The organism is Apibacter adventoris, assembly GCF_002964975.1.
Taxonomy (GTDB): domain Bacteria; phylum Bacteroidota; class Bacteroidia; order Flavobacteriales; family Weeksellaceae; genus Apibacter; species Apibacter adventoris.
The window spans coordinates 122946-140435 of record NZ_PSZM01000043.1 but is presented as its reverse complement, the minus strand read 5'-3'; the positions used below and the strand labels follow the sequence as shown (position 1 = coordinate 140435).

The window sequence follows — 17490 nt, the reverse complement described above, 5'->3', positions numbered from 1 at the left end:
AAACTAAAAAATAAAATTATAAAATAATAATTATATAAAATATATTTTTAGAGTAATTTTTTTATATATATTATTCTTTTATTATATATAATTAACTTTATTGCGTTATTTAATATTATTAATTATGAAACTAGGAAAAATTATTATTGTATTACTTATGTTTTTTAGTACTATAACTTCATGTACTGTTGAGAATATAAATTCAGGTAAAGGATATAGAAATGCAACAGTTAGTTGGTATGGAAAGAAATTTAATGGGAAAGCAACAGCGAGTGGAGAAATTTACAATATGCATAAACTTACTGCGGCACACAAAACTTTGCCATTTGGAACTAGGGTAGAAATAGTTAATCCGGCAACTAAAAGAAAAGTAGTGGTAAGGATAACAGATAGAGGACCTTTTGTGAAAGGTCGCGATTTTGATTTAAGTAGAAAAGCTTTTAAAAGAATTTCTTCATTAGACGATGGGGTAATCAATGTAAAATATAAAATATTAAGATAAACCCTTTGTTGTTTTGATGTAGTTTTGTTTTTTTTACGAATAAATTATATATACCCTACTATTTTTTTAGGGTATTTTTGTTTTATTGTATAAAATAATATAATTTTGTTCTATATAAAAAAACATATGCGTAAAACAATTTTAATTCTGGTATTAGTAATTATTGGTTTATTAAGTCTTTTTTCAAACTGTTTATTTTCTGAAAGTGCCTCTAAAGCCGTGGCAACCGGTGTAACATTTAATTATGCAGATGTTGCTTGGATTTTAGTAGCATCTGTACTTGTATTTCTAATGACTCCGGGGGTTGGTTTTTTTTACGGAGGTATGGTTAATAGTAAAAATATAATTAGTACAATATTTCAGAGTTTTATAGCAATGGTGACGATTACGGTCATTTGGTTTATATTTGGTTTTGGATTAGCTTTTGGTCCTGATGTTTTCGGAATTATAGGTAATCCCGTACCCCATTTATTTATGCAAGGCATTGGTACGACTACAGCATGGATAGGAGCGCCTACTATACCTATTTTATTATTTGCTTTATTTCAACTGAAATTTGCCATTATCACTCCGGCATTAATCTCAGGAGGGGTGGCAGAACGTATTCGTTTCTGGGGATATTTGTTGTTTATTATTTTATTTTCTATTTTTATCTATTCCCCATTAGCCCATGCCACTTGGCACCCGGAAGGTATTTTGGCAAAATATGGCGTTTTAGATTTTGCAGGAGGTACAGTAGTACATATGAGTTCCGGTTGGGCTGCTTTAGCAGGTGCCGTATTTTTAAAAAAAAGAAGAGATATATCTTTAACAGCTGGAAAAGTTCCTTATGTAATATTAGGAGCCAGTTTATTATGGATAGGTTGGTTTGGTTTCAATGCAGGATCATCTTTTGCAGCAAATGAATTGGCCGTATTAGCCTTTGCTAATACTACCGCAGCTTCTGCTGTATCAGCATTATGCTGGGGATTTTTAGAAAAAATAAATGGGAAAAAATTAACCTCTATTGGAGTTTGTGTTGGGGCTGTAGTGGGTTTGGTTGGTATTACACCCTCTGCAGGTTATGTATCATTAGGACATTCTTTTTTTATAGGATTGGTAGCCAGTGTTGTAAGTTTCTATATGGTTCAACTTTTTCATAAAATAGGAGTAGATGATACGTTAGACGTTTTTCCTTGTCATGGTGTAGGTGGTATGGTAGGAATGTTACTTACCGGAGTATTTGCCGATAAATCAATTAACGAAATAGTTCCGGGTAATGGATTATATTATGGAGAGACAACACTCTTTACACATCATCTAATCGCTATGATAGGAGTATCTTTATTTGCATTTTTAGGTACCTTACTTTTATTATATATTGTAAATAAAATTACTCCACTCAGGGTAGATCCAGAAAAAGAGGAATTAGGTTTAGATCTTTCCCAACATGGAGAAAAAATGTAAAATAAATAATTTACTTTTAATATAAATATAAAAAAGGGTTATATAAGATCCTTTTTTTATTTTAGTATTTTTGTAAAATAAGTTTATATTTATGAAGGGTATTAAAATATTTATGGATTATAGCTTGGCTTTTACCTTATTGATTATTTTAATACTACCTTTAATTCTATTATTTATTTTAGTTTCTATCAATACAGGAAAAAATGGAATATTTATTCAAAAAAGAGTAGGTGAAAATGCGAAGATATTTTCTATTTATAAATTTCGAACTATGAAAGGAACTTATACATCTTCTGTTACCACTCAGAAAATGAATATTACAAAATTAGGCAAATTTTTAAGGAAATATAAAATAGATGAAATCCCTCAGTTAATCAATATATTAAAAGGAGATATGTCTTGGGTAGGGCCAAGACCGGATATAGTTGGTTTTGCAGATAAATTGAAAGGAGAAGATAAGATAATTCTGTCTGTAAAGCCGGGAATCACGGGTCCGGCCCAATTGAAATATAGAAATGAGGAGGAAATATTATCACAAGTAGATGATCCTGAATTTTATAATAAAGAAATAATTTGGAAGGATAAAATAGAAATTAATAAAAAATATATAAAAAACTGGTCTTTAAAAAAAGATATGATTTATTTATTTAAAACGGTTTTTTAATTTAAAAGTATTGTATTTTATTAAAGAGGTTCTAAAAATCATGGTTATCTTTGTAAAAAAGATTTAAAAATGATAAAACTAATTATTTTTGATTTAGACGGAACATTATTAAATACTATAAACGATTTAGGCAAATCTTGCAATTATATATTAGAGCAGCATGGTTTTCCTACTCATCCTTTACAAGCATATCGTTTTTTTGTAGGAAATGGAGTAAGTAAATTAATAGAAAGAGCTTTGCCTGAAACTCAAAGGGCTCCCGAATTTGTCGAAAAATTGAGAAAACAATTTGTTGAATATTATAGCAAACATTCTGAGGATGAAACAGCTCCTTATCCGGGTATTATGAAAATGTTGAAAGAATTAGAATCAAAACAAATAAAGTTAGCGGTAGCATCTAATAAATTTATTGAAGGAACACAATCACTGGTACAAAAATTCTTTCCAGATATTCAATTTGCTTCAGTACTTGGACAAAGAGAGGGAATTCCTGTAAAACCGGACCCTCAGATAGTGTATGATGTTATGAGAGAAGCCGGTATAACAAATAAAAATGAAATCTTATATGCAGGAGATTCTGGGGCTGATATGCAAACTTGTGTAAATTCCGGAATAAAAGGAATCGGTGTTCTTTGGGGGTTTCGATCTAAAGAAGAATTGCTGGAAAATGGAGCAGAATATATAGTGGAAGATCCTTCCGAAATTGTACAACTTGCCTTACAAAAATAATTTGGATTATAACTTGTAAAAATAAAGAAAGAACTAAGATTGATATGTATTAAATTTATAATGATCATTTTTATAACATAAAATGATCATTATAGAGTAGGAGACTTATTTTAATTTTCTTAAATAAGAGAGCTCATAGTCAGGCAATAATTCAGGGTGTAGAATTTTAATAATATCAGAAAGTGTTCGGTCAGCAAATATATTTCCTGATTCAAAGTAATCATTTGCCTTGGTTTTATTTTCTCTTTTGTTCATAGCATAGATTTGATCTTTTTTATAAGCATCAAATTCTGTATACTGATAGCTAGAGTTTATAAGTTCATTTTTAGAATTAAAATTACTTGCTCCAATCCAATAATCAGCATGTTTCGCTTTACTAAAAACTTCTTCAAAATTTAAAATAACAGTTCCGGTGTTACTATTATTTTTCCATAAATAATCCCCGCCGGCATCTTTAAATAACGTAGATACAAAACTTTTTCCTCCAGCCATATACCAAGCATCTCCATACATTATATTCGTAAAAATTGTAGGCTGTTCTTTAGTAGAAAGAGCTTTTTTCTTTAGTTTTATATAATTTTTTTTGACAGAAAGATAAATGCTATCAGCTTTTTCAATTTCTCCAAATAAAGTACCAAATAGTTTAATATATTCAGTTTTTCCTAAAGGATGCAATTCCATGTATTCTTCTATGTAAATAATTTTAATACCATGCTTGGCTAATTGATTTAAAATTCTTTCATAATTAGGATTGTGTGTAGTGATTATTAAGTCCGGTTTTAAAGAAATAATTTTTTCAAAATTTAAAGTACCATCATTTCCAATATTTTCGATAGTATGATTGGATATTCCTTTTTCAATTTTAGAATTGAAAAAATATTCAGGAGAACTAACTCCCACAATACAGTTAAATTTACCTATAGCATCTAGATAGGCAGAAGCGGAACATGTTGTAATAATACATCGAGAAATTTTCGTGTTTCTCGGAAAAGAAATAGAATCTCCTGCAGAGGTTATATGTAGTTGTCTATTATTTTCTATTATAAAAAAGTTAGTAGCATATTCATTTTTTGAAGGAGCAAAAAAGTTGTTTTTTTGTTTACATGAAAGTAAGATTAAAATGAGAAATAAGAAGCATAGTATTTTTTTCATTTTTTAAAATTAGAAAAAATACTTAAAATTATTTTAAAAAATAGAAAAAAATAGTACTTTTGCAAACCAATTGAAAAGGCCACGTAGCTCAATTGGATAGAGCGTCAGATTACGGCTCTGAAGGTTGAGGGTTCGACTCCTTCCGTGGTCACCAAGCTCTAAAGCCTAGTATAGAAATGGTTTTAGAGCTTTTTACTAAATCACTTCAAATGTGTAATTACTTAAAACGGCAAGGTAAATTACACATGATAACAGAAACAAAATTTGGGTACTCATACTCTGAAATTTGGGTAAGCCCCTCAGGTTAGAAAACCCCGGATAGAAAATATAATTGTAGAAAAATAAGCATGATTTATTGATATTTTTTAGAAGTAATATCTATTAATAATCAGAAACATTTAAAATAATCAAATGATTTTTTACACATTCTTCCGATCATAGCCCTTACATTATCTTTCCCTTGGGTTTTGAGTAAAGCGTACATATGTTTAATTTTATCGTTCATTTTATCTATATTTGTTTAGTTACAATATTATTATATCACAAATGCAAAAAATTTTTTTACGCTAAATAATTATTGTAAAACAAATTTTTACTTCAATTTAAATTTAATTTATATATGTCTGTAAAAGAGAGACTTATCACGTTCATTGAATATAAAAATCTAAGTCAAAACAAGTTTGAAAAGGCTTTAGGTTTTTCAAACGGCTATGTAAATAATATATTTAAGAGTATTGGCGCTGATAAATTACAGAGAATAATCGATATTTTTCCAGATTTAAATCAACAATGGCTATTAACAGGCGAGGGGTCTATGCTTAAATATCATGTTAAAGATATTATAGATCGGTTAAAAAAACACTTGAATTTTACTCATGACATGCAACTTACCGAATATCTGGGAATATCCATAGAAACACTATATATATGGAAAGAAAGCAATTCATTTGACAAAGATTTAATAAAAGAAAAACTACCTAATATTGATACAAATTGGTTATTAACAGGAAAAGGCAATGAACCTGTCAATAATGAAAAATCAACCGGCTCTTTAAATTTAACTACCATTTCGGGGTATTATTTCCCGGATGTTTCAGTCAGCGCAGGGCTTAATATGAAATTAGAAAATGCCGAAAATCATAAAATACCCATTTCTATTCCCGGCTGGGGTTCAGATTTGATTTTTATAAATGTATATGGTGATTCAATGTATCCCAAATATAATTCAGGTGAAATCATAGCTATAAAAAATATTGAATTCCAATATATTAATTATGGATTTCCTTATGTTGTAGTTTTTAAAAACGGAGACACCTATATTAAATATATAAAAAAGGGGAAAGATCATGACCATATTTTATTAATTTCTGAAAACAAGTTTTATGATCCTAAAGAAATTTCTTTAGATTTAATTATGAGTGTATATTCAATAAAAGGGGTTATAAAAAGAGAATTAATATAATAAAAATATAAAAAATGTTCTTATGAAAATTACAGAATATTTTCTAAATAATTTAAAAAAAAAATAAATATAAATGTCTGTAAAAGAAAGACTTGTAGAGTACTTAAAGTATAAAAATGTATCAAATAGAGCATTCAGCTTATCTATTGGGATGTCTGAAAATTATATTTCAAATATTAGAAAATCAATTCAACCAAAAGTTACACATAGCATTGCAGTAAATTATCCCGATTTTAATACTGGATGGTTGATGACAGGCGAGGGATCTATGCTTAAATATCATGTTAAAGATATTATAGATCGGTTAAAAAAACACTTGAATTTTACTCATAACATGCAACTTACCGAATATCTGGGAATATCCATAGAAACACTATATATATGGAAAGAAAGCAATTCTTTTGACAAAGATTTAATAAAAGAAAAATTACCTAATATTGATATAAACTGGCTATTAACAGGAAAAAGAAATGAACCTGTCAATAAAGAGAAATCAGCCGGCTCTTTAGATTTAACTACCATTTCGGGGTATTATTTCCCGGATGTTTCAGCCAGCGCAGGGCTTAATATGAAATTAGAAAATACCGAAAATCAAAAAATCCCCATTTCTATTCCCGGTTGGGGTTCAGATTTGATTTTTATAAATGTATATGGCGATTCAATGTACCCCAAATATAATTCAGGGGAAATCATAGCTATAAAAAATATAGAATTCCAATATATCAATTATGGATTTCCTTATGTTGTCGTTTTTAAAAACGGAGACACCTATATTAAATATATAAAAAAGGGGAAAGATCATGACCATATTTTATTAATTTCTGAAAACAAGCATTACGCTCCTAAAGAGTTTTCTTTAGATTTAATTATGAGTGTATATTCAATAAAAGGAGTTATAAAAAGAGAATTAATATAATAAAAATATAAAAAATGTTCTTATGTAAATTACAGAATATTTTCTAAATAGTTTTAAAAAAATAAATATAAATGTCTGTAAAAGATAGGCTTAAAAAGTTTGTGAGTTATAAAAATATATCTATAAGAAATTTTTGCAACATAATAGGGGTATCAAGTGCTTATATTACATCTATGAGGAAGTCTATACAACCTGATAAATTAGAAAGCATTTCTTTACATTTCCCAGACATAAATATTGAATGGCTATTAACAGGCGAGGGGTCTATGCTTAAATATCATGTTAAAGATATTATAGATCGGTTAAAAAAACACTTGAATTTTACTCATGACATTCAACTTACCGAATATCTGGGAATATCCATAGAAACACTATTTATATGGAAAGAAAACAATTCATTTGACAAAGATTTAATAAAAGAAAAATTACCTAATATTGATATAAATTGGTTATTAACAGGAAAAGGCAATGAACCTGTCAATAAAGAGAAATCAACCGGTTCTTTAGATTTAACTACCATTTCGGGGTATTATTTCCCGGATGTTTCTGCCAGCGCAGGGCTTAATATGAAATTAGAAAATGCCGAAAATCAAAAAATCCCCATTTCTATTCCCGGCTGGGGTTCTGATTTGATTTTTATAAATGTATATGGCGATTCAATGTATCCCAAATATAATTCGGGGGAAATCATAGCTATAAAAAATATAGAATTCCAATATATCAATTATGGATTTCCTTATGTTGTCGTTTTTAAAAACGGAGACACCTATATTAAATATATAGATAAAGGGAAAGGTCATGACCATATTTTATTAATTTCTGAAAACAAGCATTACGCACCTAAAGAGTTTTCTTTAGATTTAATTATGAGTGTATATTCAATAAAAGGAGTTATAAAAAGAGAATTATTATAATAAAAATATAAAAAATGTTCTTATGAAAATTACAGAATATTTTCTAAATAATTTTAAAAAATTAAATATAAATGACTGTAAAAGAAAGACTTATAGAATATTTAAAATACGAAAAAATCTCTAAAAGTGAATTTGGGAGAACTATAGGGGTCTCTAATGCTTATATTACATCTATGAGGAAATCAATCCAACCAGACAAAATTAAAAGCATTTCTTTGAATTATCCAGATCTTAATACTGAATGGCTATTAACAGGCGAGGGGTCTATGTTTAAATATCATGTTAAAGATATTATAGATCGGTTAAAAAAACACTTGAATTTTACTCATGACATGCAACTTACCGAATATCTGGGTATATCCATAGAAACACTCTATATTTGGAAAGAAAGCAATTCTTTTGACAAAGATTTAATAAAAGAAAAATTACCTAATATTGATATAAATTGGTTATTAACAGGAAAAGGAAATGAACCTGCCAATAACGAGAAATCAACCGGCTCTTTAGAACCACCTATTATTTCGGGGTATTATTTTCCGGATGTTTCAGCCAGCTCAGGGCTTAATATGAAATTAGAAAATACCGAAAATCATAAAATACCCATTTCTATTCCCGGCTGGGGTTCTGATTTGATTTTTATCGATGTATATGGCGATTCAATGTATCCCAAATATAATTCGGGTGAAATCATAGCTATAAAAAATATTGAATTCCAATATATTAATTATGGATTTCCTTATGTTGTAGTTTTTAAAAACGGAGACACCTATATTAAATATATAGATAAAGGGAAAGGTCATGACCATATTTTATTAATTTCTGAAAACAAGCATTACGCTCCTAAAGAGTTTTCTTTAGATTTAATTATGAGTGTATATTCAATAAAAGGAGTTATAAAAAGAGAATTAATATAATAAAAATATAAAAAATGTTCTTATGAAAAAATAGTGAAATAATGAAACTTATAGATCAAATCAAAGAACAGTTACAAGAAAATAAATAAAAGTGTTTATTTCTGATAAAAGAATATTGGAACTTATCGATTTCCTTAAATCCATTGGCAAAATAAAGTTTAAAAAAAAGTTTTATGATAAATATAGGTTTAAAAAACAAAATGTATTTTTAATCAAATATTAATCTAATTAACTATATTTTAAAAACGGAAACCATTGTATGATAGGTAATTATATGTATCGTTTGCTTGATTGTATTTTTCAGCTCTGAGGAGGAGGTGAGTTTACTCCTTCCATATTCACTCAAAAAAAGAACTATAACTTAGTTTAATTATAGCTCCTTTCTATATATTAAGATATTTTCTTTAAATCATCAATAAACTTATCTACAACTTTTTCAGGAGTTGCCCAGGAAGTTACAAGTCTTATTGCAAAAAGATCAGGAGCTATGGATTTCCATATAGTAAATTCATACTCCTTTTTAAGAATTTGAATTATATTATTTGGAAAAATAGGGAAAATTTGATTGGTGTCTGATTGAGCTAAAAATGAATATCCTAAGGATTCAAGGGCTTTGGTTATTTTTAAAGCCATTAAGTTCGAATGATCTGCGAGTTTGAAAATCAAATTATTTTGAAGGAGCTGAAAAAACTGTATTCCCAATACTCTTCCTTTGGCTAATAAAGCTCCTCTTAATTTTTGATTATATTTAAAATTTTCCTTTAAACTATTATTTGTGGTTATAATAGCTTCTCCTATTAGGGCCCCGCATTTAGTGCCCCCTAAATAAAAAATATCAGTTAATTCAGCAATATCTTTTATACTCATATTGTTAGAAGGAGCACTTAGAGCAGAAGCTAAACGAGCTCCATCAAGATATAAAAATAAATCATTTTTTTTACAAAATTTATATAGATCCGTCAACTCCTCTTTATTATAAATAGTTCCTAATTCAGTAGAGTTAGATATATATACCGCTCTGGGTCTTACAGAATGATAATTAGAGGATCTTTTTAAAATAGGAATAATTTTATCCGGAGATAATTTTCCATTGCTAGAATAAACAGTCTCTATTTTATGTCCTGTAGCTTCAACAGCTCCGGTTTCGTGTGAGTTTATATGACCAGTTTCTGCAGAAATTACAGATTCATATGGTCTGAGAATAGAAGAAAGAACTAATAAATTTGCTTGAGTGCCTCCTGCTACTAAGTTTATATCTGCATTTTTATCCTCGATTTTATCTTGAATTATAGTAATTGCTTTTTGGGTATAAAAATCTTCGCCATATCCGTTTTGTTGTTCTAAATTACTATTTATTAGAGCATTTAATATAGAAGGATGACAACCTTCACTATAATCATTGGTGAAATTATAAGTCATTATTTAACTTTGATTTTTTATCTTTATTTATTTAAAGTAAAATTATTGATTTATTTACTTATAATACTATTTTTTATAAATTTGATTATGAAAAAAATATATTATTTTTTAGGGCTTATAGCATGTATTTTAAATAATCAGTTATTTAGTCAAGACAAATTATTTACAATTCAAGATACTCTTAGAGGGAGTAATACATCTTTTAGAGATTGGTGGGAAGTAAAGTACTATGATATTTCTATAGAACCAGATTTTGATAATAAAGTTTTAAAAGGCAATAATACAATTACTTTTGATATAAATGAAAACAAAAGGGAAGAGAGTATAATGCAAATAGATTTGCAGGAACCTATGTCTATAGATAAAATAGAAACTCAAGATAGCATTTCAATACCTTTTAAAAAAGAAGGAAATTTTTACTTTATAACCTTACCGCAAACATTTAAAAAAAATACTCAAAATAATAAGGTCACTATTTATTTCCAAGGAATGCCAAATATTGCGAAAAATGCTCCTTGGGACGGAGGATGGATTTTTACTAAAGATAAAAATAATAAACCTTGGATGACTGTAGCCTGTGAAGGAATAGGCGCTAGTGTATGGTTTCCTTGCAAAGATTACCTAGGAGATGAACCAGATGAGGGAATGAAATTAAATATCATTACAGAAGGAGATTTGAAAGGTGTGGGAAATGGAAGATTGGTCGGATATTCTAAAGATTCATTAGGAAAAAATATATATTCATGGCAAGTGACTAATCCTATCAATAATTACAACATAATCCCATATATTGGAGAATATGTAAATTTTACAGACATTTATAAGGGTGAAAAGGGCGATTTAGACTTAGATTATTGGGTATTGTCATATAATTTACATGTGGCTAAAAGTCATTTTTCTCAGGTAAAAAAAATGCTATTGGCATTGGAATACTGGTTTGGACCGTATCCGTTTTATGAAGATGGATATAAATTAGTAGAATCTCCACACTTAGGAATGGAGCATCAAAGTGACATAGCTTATGGAAATCAATATAAAAATGGATATTTAGGTACAGATAGAAGTCATACGGGAATAGGGCTACAATGGGATTTTATTATAGTACATGAATCGGGGCATGAATGGTTTGGGAATAATATTACAAATGCAGATGCAGCAGATATGTGGATTCATGAAGCTTTTACTACCTATAGCGAAACTCTTTACACTGAATATTATTATGGTAAAGAGGCAGCTAGTCAGTACATTATAGGGCAAAGAAAAAATATACAAAACGATATTCCTATTATAGGTGAATATGGGGTAAATCAAAAAGGTAGTTCCGACATGTATGATAAAGGAGCCAATATGATTCATACTATTCGTCAGATAATTAACGACGATCAAAAATTTAGGGAAATACTAAGGGGTCTTAATAAAAATTTTTATCATAAAATTGTTTCTACTAATCAAATCGAAAACTATATTATAGAACATTCTAAAATAGATTTAACAAAAATATTCGATCAATATTTAAGAACAACTCAGGTTCCTACGTTAGAATATTACATTAAAAATAATAGTATTTACTATCGATGGGTAAATACTGTTCCAGATTTTTCTATGAAAATAAAAACATCTATAGGAAATTTAATTCCCATTAATAAATGGAAAAAAAGTAAAATAGATAAAAAATTATTAGAAAGTTTTTCTGTAGACCCTAATTTCTACATCAATTTAAATCCTTTAAAAAAATAATGCATATAAAAAAATCTATAGGAAGAAAAAATTAAATTTTAATCTTCCTATAGTGATTATATAAATAAAATATATTTATATAATTATTAGTTGTTCTAAGATTTTTAAAGTTTTATTAAAATAAAGAACTCATTTATTTATGTTGTAGTAGTTTATTTTAGTTTCATTATTTTATAACTATTTTTTGTTTAGTATATTAATATATGTTAAATAAAAAAAATTAAACTATTGTTTATTTGTTTTTATCAATAAAATAAATAAATGATATATTTATTTAAAAATATTATCAAAAGTATATAATTTATCAATAATATTCGATCGGAAAATCGATTAATATTATCTATTTTTCGATTTTTTTCAGGTCAAAAAGCACTACATTCGCATTAATCAAACTACTATTTTTTAAAGATGATTAGTAAAAAATTGATTCAATTAAGAAGAAAAAAAAGAATAAGTCAGAAAGAGGTCGCTGAATCAATAGGAGTAAGTCAAAGCACCTTATGTGACTGGGAGTCAGGGAAAAGAAATCCTAAAGTGGAAAGTTTATTTAAATTAGCAGAATATTTTAAGGTAGATATTAAAGAATTGTATAATCTTAAAAAAGAATAAATATAGAAAAGCTTTATTTACTATTTTTTCATTTTTTTAATTGTTATGATTGCTATAATTAAAAAAGCAATCATAGTAATTAGAAGATACATCAGGAACATAAAATTTAATTCCTTTTTAGAAATTTCAAAAATATTTACCAGAATTTTATCTAAAACTTGAAATATAATTAGAATACCTGCAATATATAATAAGGTATAAAACATAAATTTCATTATATCTGATGTTTTCAAAAGTATTTTACTTAGTTTATAAGATAAACTAAGAAAGATCAGAAATAATAAACTATAAATAAGGTAAATCATAAAGACATTATTTATTCTGTAGTTTCATTTTCAGAATTTTCAGAGTTTTTTACCATTAATACTTTGTCTATTCTGTTAGCATCTTTATCAACAATTTCAAAAGTAAAGTTATTATAATTTAATTTCTCAGCTACCTCAGGAATGTACTCCATATGGTAAATTATAAATCCGGCTAATGTAACATATTCGTCGTCATTAAGTTCAATGATAACATCATCAAAATAATAATTTAAATCCCGAATACTTATATTTCCATTAACCAGATAAGAACCATCAGTTCTTTGAACAATTTCTGTTTCTTCTTCTTCATTTTCAGGCATATCGCCTACTATTCCTTCTATCATATCCTGAATAGTTATGATTCCCTGAAAAGAACCATATTCGTCAACTACAAAACCCATATGCTGTTTATTTTTTCTAAATTCTTGTAAAATATCAACGGAATGCATATTCTCAGGAATGAATATAGGTTTTTTTAAAATTTTATGTATATCAAAATTAGGAGAATTTACATTTTCATAAAATTCTTTAATTGAAATATAGCCACTTACCTCGTCAAGATTTCCGTCACATGCAGGGAATTTAGTAAAATTACTGGTTTTAATTTGTAGTTCAATTTCCTTAATATTATCTTGTAAATTAATCCATTCTACTTTTTTTCGATGAGTCATTAAACTTTTGGCTTTTTGCTCAGAGAAAATAAAAACATTTTGATGTAATTCACTTTCTTCTTTTTCTAAAACGCCTTGTAAACTTGCAGTTTTAAGCATATAAATTAATTCGTCTTCCGAAATTTTTTCACCTTCTGTATTTGATACTTTAAACGTTTTATTAAATAAAAAAGTAGAAAATGAAAGAACTTTTACAAATGGGAAAACAAGTATGGAGAATATTTTAATAATAGGGGCTACAAAAAGTGCAATTTTTTCTGGTTGTTTTAAACCGAAAGTTTTAGGAATTAATTCTCCAAATACAATTGATACATATGTAATGGCAGCTATTACTACAAAGTAGGATAATTGAAAAGAATAGGCAGAGGTTAAAGTAAATGAATTGAATACAGGTTCAAGATATTTAACTAAAGTAGCGCCACCATAAGCTCCGGATATAATACCTATAAGTGTAATTCCTACTTGTATTGAAGATAAAAAATCCTCAGGATTTTCTAAAAGTTTAAGTACAGCTTGTGCTTTCTTATTTCCTTTTGTTGCTTTATTTTCAATTTTTTGTTTTTTTACAGATACTAATGCTATTTCCGAGACTGCAAAAAAACCGTTAATTAAAATTAAAAGTAATAATATTATTATTTCCATAATGTTATTTCCATGTTGTTGTTTCTATCATCTTGATTATATCTCTTTCTATATATTCAACAGCAGGTTGTAAAGAATCTGGTTTTGGTTGTACAGAAAAATATACATTTCCAGAAAGGAAATGACGGGTACTGTCGGTAATATAAAATTGGATGTTAGAAGCAGATTCGCCTCCTAGTCTATATAGGTTTCCATAAATTTTTTTCTCAGGATATAAAAAAGATTTAGCTTTAATAGAATTTGCTTTTATTGTATGTTCATATACTAACTTTTGTGCTTCTTTTATTAATCCAATAAGATTTCCATGAATGTTCGAATATGTAATATAGATAGTTCCTTTCATGTTAGGGTAAGAAAAATTGTACCAACAATTATTATTTTTATTAATAATTTTAACCCTATTTGAATATTTGAATTCGAATGGACAATTTTCAGGACTAAATGTAACATATTGAGGAGTAGGGTATTCTAAGCGAACATGACCTTTAGGTTTAGGTATATATTGTTCTTTTCCACAGCTTGCACAAGTTAAAAATACAATTAGTACAAAAACTACGTTAAAATTTTTAAAAATCAAATTATTCCTCATTATCAATTTTACGTGTTATTTTAATTTGTTTAAGTCTTTTTCTATCTAAAGATTCTACTTGAAAAATATAATTTTTATAATATATATTTTGCAATTTTTTTGGAAATTCTTCTGTCAACTCCAATACAAGTCCCGCTAGAGTATCTGCTTCACCTTGCACACTTTCAAATTCTTTTTCATTAATTCCCATAATTCGGCAAAAATCAATGATCGATGTTTTCCCTTCAAAAACATAAACATGATCATTAATTTTAGAATAAATAATGTTGTTTTCATCAAATTCATCATTTATTTCACCTACAATTTCTTCAATAACATCTTCAAGGCTAACGATTCCAGAGGTACCTCCATATTCATCAACTACAATAGCTAAATGCATTTTACTTTTTTTAAAATCAGCTAATAAATTGTCAATCTTTTTATTTTCTGGTATAAAGTAAGGTTTTTTAAGTAGAAAATTCCATTCTAATTGTTCATATTCAATATACTGGAATAAATCTTTGATATGCAGAATCCCTATTATATCATCAATATTCTTATCATAAACAGGAATTCTAGAATAACCATTTTTTGAAATTAAGTTAATTAATGTTTTAAAAGGGGTACTTTTTTGTATAGCAAAAACATCGATTCTGGGAGTCATAACCTGACTCGTTTCAGTATTCACAAAATTTATAATACCTTCTAATATTTTGAGCTCGGTTACAGAGATATTCTTTTCTTCTTTAGCAACTACTAATGTCTGAGCCAGATTGTCTCCTCCTAGTTTTATATTTTCATTAGTATTTTTAATAATAAGGGAAAATAGGTAGGTTATGGGACTACATATTGTAGTAATAAAATGAATAAATTTTAATGTTTTACAGCTAAATAAAAAAGTATTTTTAAGAACAAGCATTTTTGGAATTATTTCCCCAATAAATATTAAAATAAAAACAATAATAAAAAAATTCAGAAAGAATATTATTTGCTTGGAAAATTGAAAGTAATTTGCGAAGTAATCACAAAACTTAATAGATATTAAGATAAGTCCAAGATTAATTAAGGTTTTAAAAACAAGTATAGTAGAAATAAATTTATTTGAATTATTTCTTATTTTAGTGATAGCTTTAACCTCTAAAAAATAATCTTTTTGATATTTATCCAGATCTTTTTGGGAAAGAGATAATATAGCTTCTTTAGAACCAGAAGTAACAAATATTAAAATAATAAAGATTATAAAAGTTCCGGTAATAATATATAATTCTGATGGGAACTGATAAAATATGGTTAACAATAAACTCGTGGGCCCAGGGTCATCCATAATCTAAAATTTACTTTACTAAATAGTTGAAAGTTTAATTGAATTCTGAATCTTCTTCAAGATCAGGGTTTTTACCAATTAAATTGGAAAGGAATAAAATGTTATCAGCAATAACTTCTGTAATATGTTTAGTTATGCCATTATCTTCAAACTTACGTGTTTTTAACTTTCCTTCAATATAAACTTTACTTCCCTTTTTTAAAAATTTTTCGCAAAGCTCAGCTAGTTTATTTCTTGCCGTAATATTATGCCAGTCAGTTACATCAACTCTTTCACCCGTTTCTTTATTAATATAACTTTCAGAAGTTGCTACAGGAAAATTTACAACCACATTACCATCACTAAATCTGTGAGACTTAATATCAGTCCCTAAATTTCCTACTAAAATAACTTTATTAACAGATGTACTCATTTTAAATACTATATATTTTTCTCAAAAGTTTAGCAAATGTAATAAAAAATTAATTATAAAGTAAAAAAAAATCTAAGGGTTTTGGAAAAGCATATAATTTTAATTGTTTTTTATCTAAAATTGTAGCATTTAAAGCCTTTGCTATAGTATAAAATTCGGAAGATTCTAAATTTATTTCAGATATAGTAATATGTAATATTTTATGTGTAAGCTTATGAGTAGTAGTATAAGTATTACTAATTTTATAAATTTCGTGTATATCCTTAAATTTAGGGAATTCATATAAACCTTTCCATATATCATTGTATCCTCTTTTAATGATTAATATTTCACGATGGCATTTAATATATGCATAATGAATGTTTAGTTCCGTTATTTTTTTATAAGAAGATTTTATAGGAAGTATTTTTTGATTGTTTAGTTTATATGCAATGCAATCTACTTGTATAGGACAGATTATGCATTTTGGATTCGAAGGTGAGCATATTATTGCCCCTAAATCCATAATTGCCTGATTAAAATCACCTGGATTATCAGGCATTAAAGGTAACATTAAATTAAAAAAATAATTAAAAGTGGATGATTTGCTAATATCTTTTTCAGAATTAAAAAAACGGGAATATACACGGAATGCATTACCATCAATAGCCGGAATTTTTTCATTGAAAGAAATGGAAGCTATTGCAGCTGCAGTATACTTACCTATTCCTTTTAGTTTAAGTATTTCTGAATATGTTGATGGAAATATACCTTCAAGATCTTTATAGATATGTTGAGCAGTAAAAAATAAATTATGAGCTCTGGAATAATAACCTAGACCTTTCCACATATGCAAAACTTCATCTTCTGTAGATAGAGCAAGTTTTTCCAAATTGGGAAATTTGCGAATAAAATTATTATAATAATTAGTTCCTTGTTCTATTCTTGTTTGTTGAAAAATGATTTCAGAAATCCAAATATTATATGGATCAGAAGTTTTTCTCCAAGGCAAAGGGCGTTTGTTTTTTTTATACCATTTATTTAGAAGACTAATAAAATTCACACTTTTAAATGTTTATCAATTTTCTTTCCAAAAATAATATTATATTTGCATTCTTAAAAATA

The 17490-nt window shown here is 27.3% G+C and carries 17 protein-coding genes and 1 tRNA gene; 11 read left to right on the top strand and 7 right to left on the bottom strand.

All coding sequences use genetic code 11. The annotated features are described in order from the left end of the window. Positions 1-124: 124 nt before the first annotated feature. From C4S77_RS09455 to C4S77_RS09440, 4 genes are all read left to right on the top strand, one after another. The gene (locus tag C4S77_RS09455) at positions 125-502 is read left to right on the top strand and encodes a septal ring lytic transglycosylase RlpA family protein (protein ID WP_105193611.1); all 378 of its coding nucleotides are present in this window, start codon (positions 125-127) and stop codon (positions 500-502) included. Positions 503-628: 126 nt separating this feature from the next. Continuing rightward, a complete protein-coding gene (locus tag C4S77_RS09450) occupies positions 629-1948 on the top strand; it encodes an ammonium transporter (protein ID WP_105193610.1) in 1320 nt (439 codons plus the stop codon). 91 nt (positions 1949-2039) lie between these two features. Further along, positions 2040-2612, top strand: a complete 573-nt coding sequence (locus C4S77_RS09445; RefSeq protein ID WP_105247328.1) for a sugar transferase — start codon at positions 2040-2042, stop codon at positions 2610-2612. Between the two features lie 69 nt (positions 2613-2681). Then, positions 2682-3341: an HAD family hydrolase gene (locus tag C4S77_RS09440; RefSeq protein ID WP_105247327.1), complete on the top strand. Its 660-nt coding sequence runs from the start codon at positions 2682-2684 to the stop codon at positions 3339-3341. 105 nt (positions 3342-3446) lie between these two features. Here C4S77_RS09440 and C4S77_RS09435 read toward each other — a convergent pair whose 3' ends face one another. Continuing rightward, positions 3447-4493, bottom strand: a complete 1047-nt coding sequence (locus C4S77_RS09435; RefSeq protein ID WP_105247326.1) for an ABC transporter substrate-binding protein — start codon at positions 4491-4493, stop codon at positions 3447-3449. A 77-nt stretch (positions 4494-4570) separates the two neighbouring features. Here C4S77_RS09435 and C4S77_RS09430 point away from each other — a divergent pair. From C4S77_RS09430 to C4S77_RS09410, 5 genes are all read left to right on the top strand, one after another. Continuing rightward, positions 4571-4647: transfer RNA gene (locus tag C4S77_RS09430), tRNA-Arg, on the top strand. Between the two features lie 465 nt (positions 4648-5112). Next, positions 5113-5955, top strand: a complete 843-nt coding sequence (locus C4S77_RS09425) for a S24 family peptidase (RefSeq protein ID WP_105247325.1) — start codon at positions 5113-5115, stop codon at positions 5953-5955. Positions 5956-6028: 73 nt separating this feature from the next. Further along, the gene (locus C4S77_RS09420) at positions 6029-6871 is read left to right on the top strand and encodes a LexA family transcriptional regulator (protein ID WP_105247324.1); all 843 of its coding nucleotides are present in this window, start codon (positions 6029-6031) and stop codon (positions 6869-6871) included. A 71-nt stretch (positions 6872-6942) separates the two neighbouring features. Continuing rightward, a complete protein-coding gene (locus C4S77_RS09415) occupies positions 6943-7785 on the top strand; it encodes a helix-turn-helix domain-containing protein (RefSeq protein ID WP_105247323.1) in 843 nt (280 codons plus the stop codon). 71 nt (positions 7786-7856) lie between these two features. Next, the gene (locus C4S77_RS09410) at positions 7857-8699 is read left to right on the top strand and encodes a LexA family transcriptional regulator (protein ID WP_105247322.1); all 843 of its coding nucleotides are present in this window, start codon (positions 7857-7859) and stop codon (positions 8697-8699) included. Between the two features lie 390 nt (positions 8700-9089). Here the strand turns inward: C4S77_RS09410 and C4S77_RS09405 are convergent, their stop codons facing one another. Beyond that, positions 9090-10118 (bottom strand): threonine aldolase family protein, encoded by a 1029-nt coding sequence (locus tag C4S77_RS09405; protein WP_105247321.1) that lies wholly within the window; start codon positions 10116-10118, stop codon positions 9090-9092. An 87-nt stretch (positions 10119-10205) separates the two neighbouring features. Between C4S77_RS09405 and C4S77_RS09400 the strand changes: the two genes are divergently transcribed. Further along, complete coding sequence (locus C4S77_RS09400; RefSeq protein ID WP_105247342.1) at positions 10206-11855, top strand: M1 family metallopeptidase; 1650 nt, start codon at positions 10206-10208, stop codon at positions 11853-11855. 408 nt (positions 11856-12263) lie between these two features. Next, positions 12264-12464, top strand: a complete 201-nt coding sequence (locus tag C4S77_RS09395; RefSeq protein WP_105192362.1) for a helix-turn-helix transcriptional regulator — start codon at positions 12264-12266, stop codon at positions 12462-12464. A 316-nt stretch (positions 12465-12780) separates the two neighbouring features. Here C4S77_RS09395 and C4S77_RS09385 read toward each other — a convergent pair whose 3' ends face one another. From C4S77_RS09385 to mutY, 5 genes are read right to left on the bottom strand one after another with little or no spacing between them, the layout of a single operon-like run. After that, positions 12781-14082, bottom strand: a complete 1302-nt coding sequence (locus C4S77_RS09385) for a hemolysin family protein (protein ID WP_105192366.1) — start codon at positions 14080-14082, stop codon at positions 12781-12783. A gap of 4 nt (positions 14083-14086) precedes the next feature. Next, the gene (gene gldD, locus C4S77_RS09380) at positions 14087-14671 is read right to left on the bottom strand and encodes a gliding motility lipoprotein GldD (protein ID WP_105247320.1); all 585 of its coding nucleotides are present in this window, start codon (positions 14669-14671) and stop codon (positions 14087-14089) included. After that, complete coding sequence (gldE, locus tag C4S77_RS09375) at positions 14661-15974, bottom strand: gliding motility-associated protein GldE (protein WP_105247319.1); 1314 nt, start codon at positions 15972-15974, stop codon at positions 14661-14663. Before gldE ends, gldD begins: the two co-directional genes overlap by 11 nt. A 34-nt stretch (positions 15975-16008) precedes the next feature. Then, positions 16009-16386, bottom strand: a complete 378-nt coding sequence (locus C4S77_RS09370) for a single-stranded DNA-binding protein (protein WP_105192372.1) — start codon at positions 16384-16386, stop codon at positions 16009-16011. A gap of 49 nt (positions 16387-16435) precedes the next feature. Beyond that, positions 16436-17428, bottom strand: a complete 993-nt coding sequence (gene mutY / locus C4S77_RS09365; RefSeq protein ID WP_105247318.1) for an A/G-specific adenine glycosylase — start codon at positions 17426-17428, stop codon at positions 16436-16438. Positions 17429-17490: the final 62 nt, after the last annotated feature.

What these genes read in the sequence shown, in the direction of transcription:
- C4S77_RS09455 (WP_105193611.1), top strand. Translation starts at nt 125, where the DNA reads ATGAAACTAGGAAAAATTATTATTGTATTACTTATGTTTTTTAGTACT.
- C4S77_RS09450 (WP_105193610.1), top strand. Translation starts at nt 629, where the DNA reads ATGCGTAAAACAATTTTAATTCTGGTATTAGTAATTATTGGTTTATTA.
- C4S77_RS09445 (WP_105247328.1), top strand. Translation starts at nt 2,040, where the DNA reads ATGAAGGGTATTAAAATATTTATGGATTATAGCTTGGCTTTTACCTTA.
- C4S77_RS09440 (WP_105247327.1), top strand. Translation starts at nt 2,682, where the DNA reads ATGATAAAACTAATTATTTTTGATTTAGACGGAACATTATTAAATACT.
- C4S77_RS09435 (WP_105247326.1), bottom strand. Translation starts at nt 4,493, where the DNA reads ATGAAAAAAATACTATGCTTCTTATTTCTCATTTTAATCTTACTTTCA.
- C4S77_RS09425 (WP_105247325.1), top strand. Translation starts at nt 5,113, where the DNA reads ATGTCTGTAAAAGAGAGACTTATCACGTTCATTGAATATAAAAATCTA.
- C4S77_RS09420 (WP_105247324.1), top strand. Translation starts at nt 6,029, where the DNA reads ATGTCTGTAAAAGAAAGACTTGTAGAGTACTTAAAGTATAAAAATGTA.
- C4S77_RS09415 (WP_105247323.1), top strand. Translation starts at nt 6,943, where the DNA reads ATGTCTGTAAAAGATAGGCTTAAAAAGTTTGTGAGTTATAAAAATATA.
- C4S77_RS09410 (WP_105247322.1), top strand. Translation starts at nt 7,857, where the DNA reads ATGACTGTAAAAGAAAGACTTATAGAATATTTAAAATACGAAAAAATC.
- C4S77_RS09405 (WP_105247321.1), bottom strand. Translation starts at nt 10,118, where the DNA reads ATGACTTATAATTTCACCAATGATTATAGTGAAGGTTGTCATCCTTCT.
- C4S77_RS09400 (WP_105247342.1), top strand. Translation starts at nt 10,206, where the DNA reads ATGAAAAAAATATATTATTTTTTAGGGCTTATAGCATGTATTTTAAAT.
- C4S77_RS09395 (WP_105192362.1), top strand. Translation starts at nt 12,264, where the DNA reads ATGATTAGTAAAAAATTGATTCAATTAAGAAGAAAAAAAAGAATAAGT.
- C4S77_RS09385 (WP_105192366.1), bottom strand. Translation starts at nt 14,082, where the DNA reads ATGGAAATAATAATATTATTACTTTTAATTTTAATTAACGGTTTTTTT.
- gldD (WP_105247320.1), bottom strand. Translation starts at nt 14,671, where the DNA reads ATGAGGAATAATTTGATTTTTAAAAATTTTAACGTAGTTTTTGTACTA.
- gldE (WP_105247319.1), bottom strand. Translation starts at nt 15,974, where the DNA reads ATGGATGACCCTGGGCCCACGAGTTTATTGTTAACCATATTTTATCAG.
- C4S77_RS09370 (WP_105192372.1), bottom strand. Translation starts at nt 16,386, where the DNA reads ATGAGTACATCTGTTAATAAAGTTATTTTAGTAGGAAATTTAGGGACT.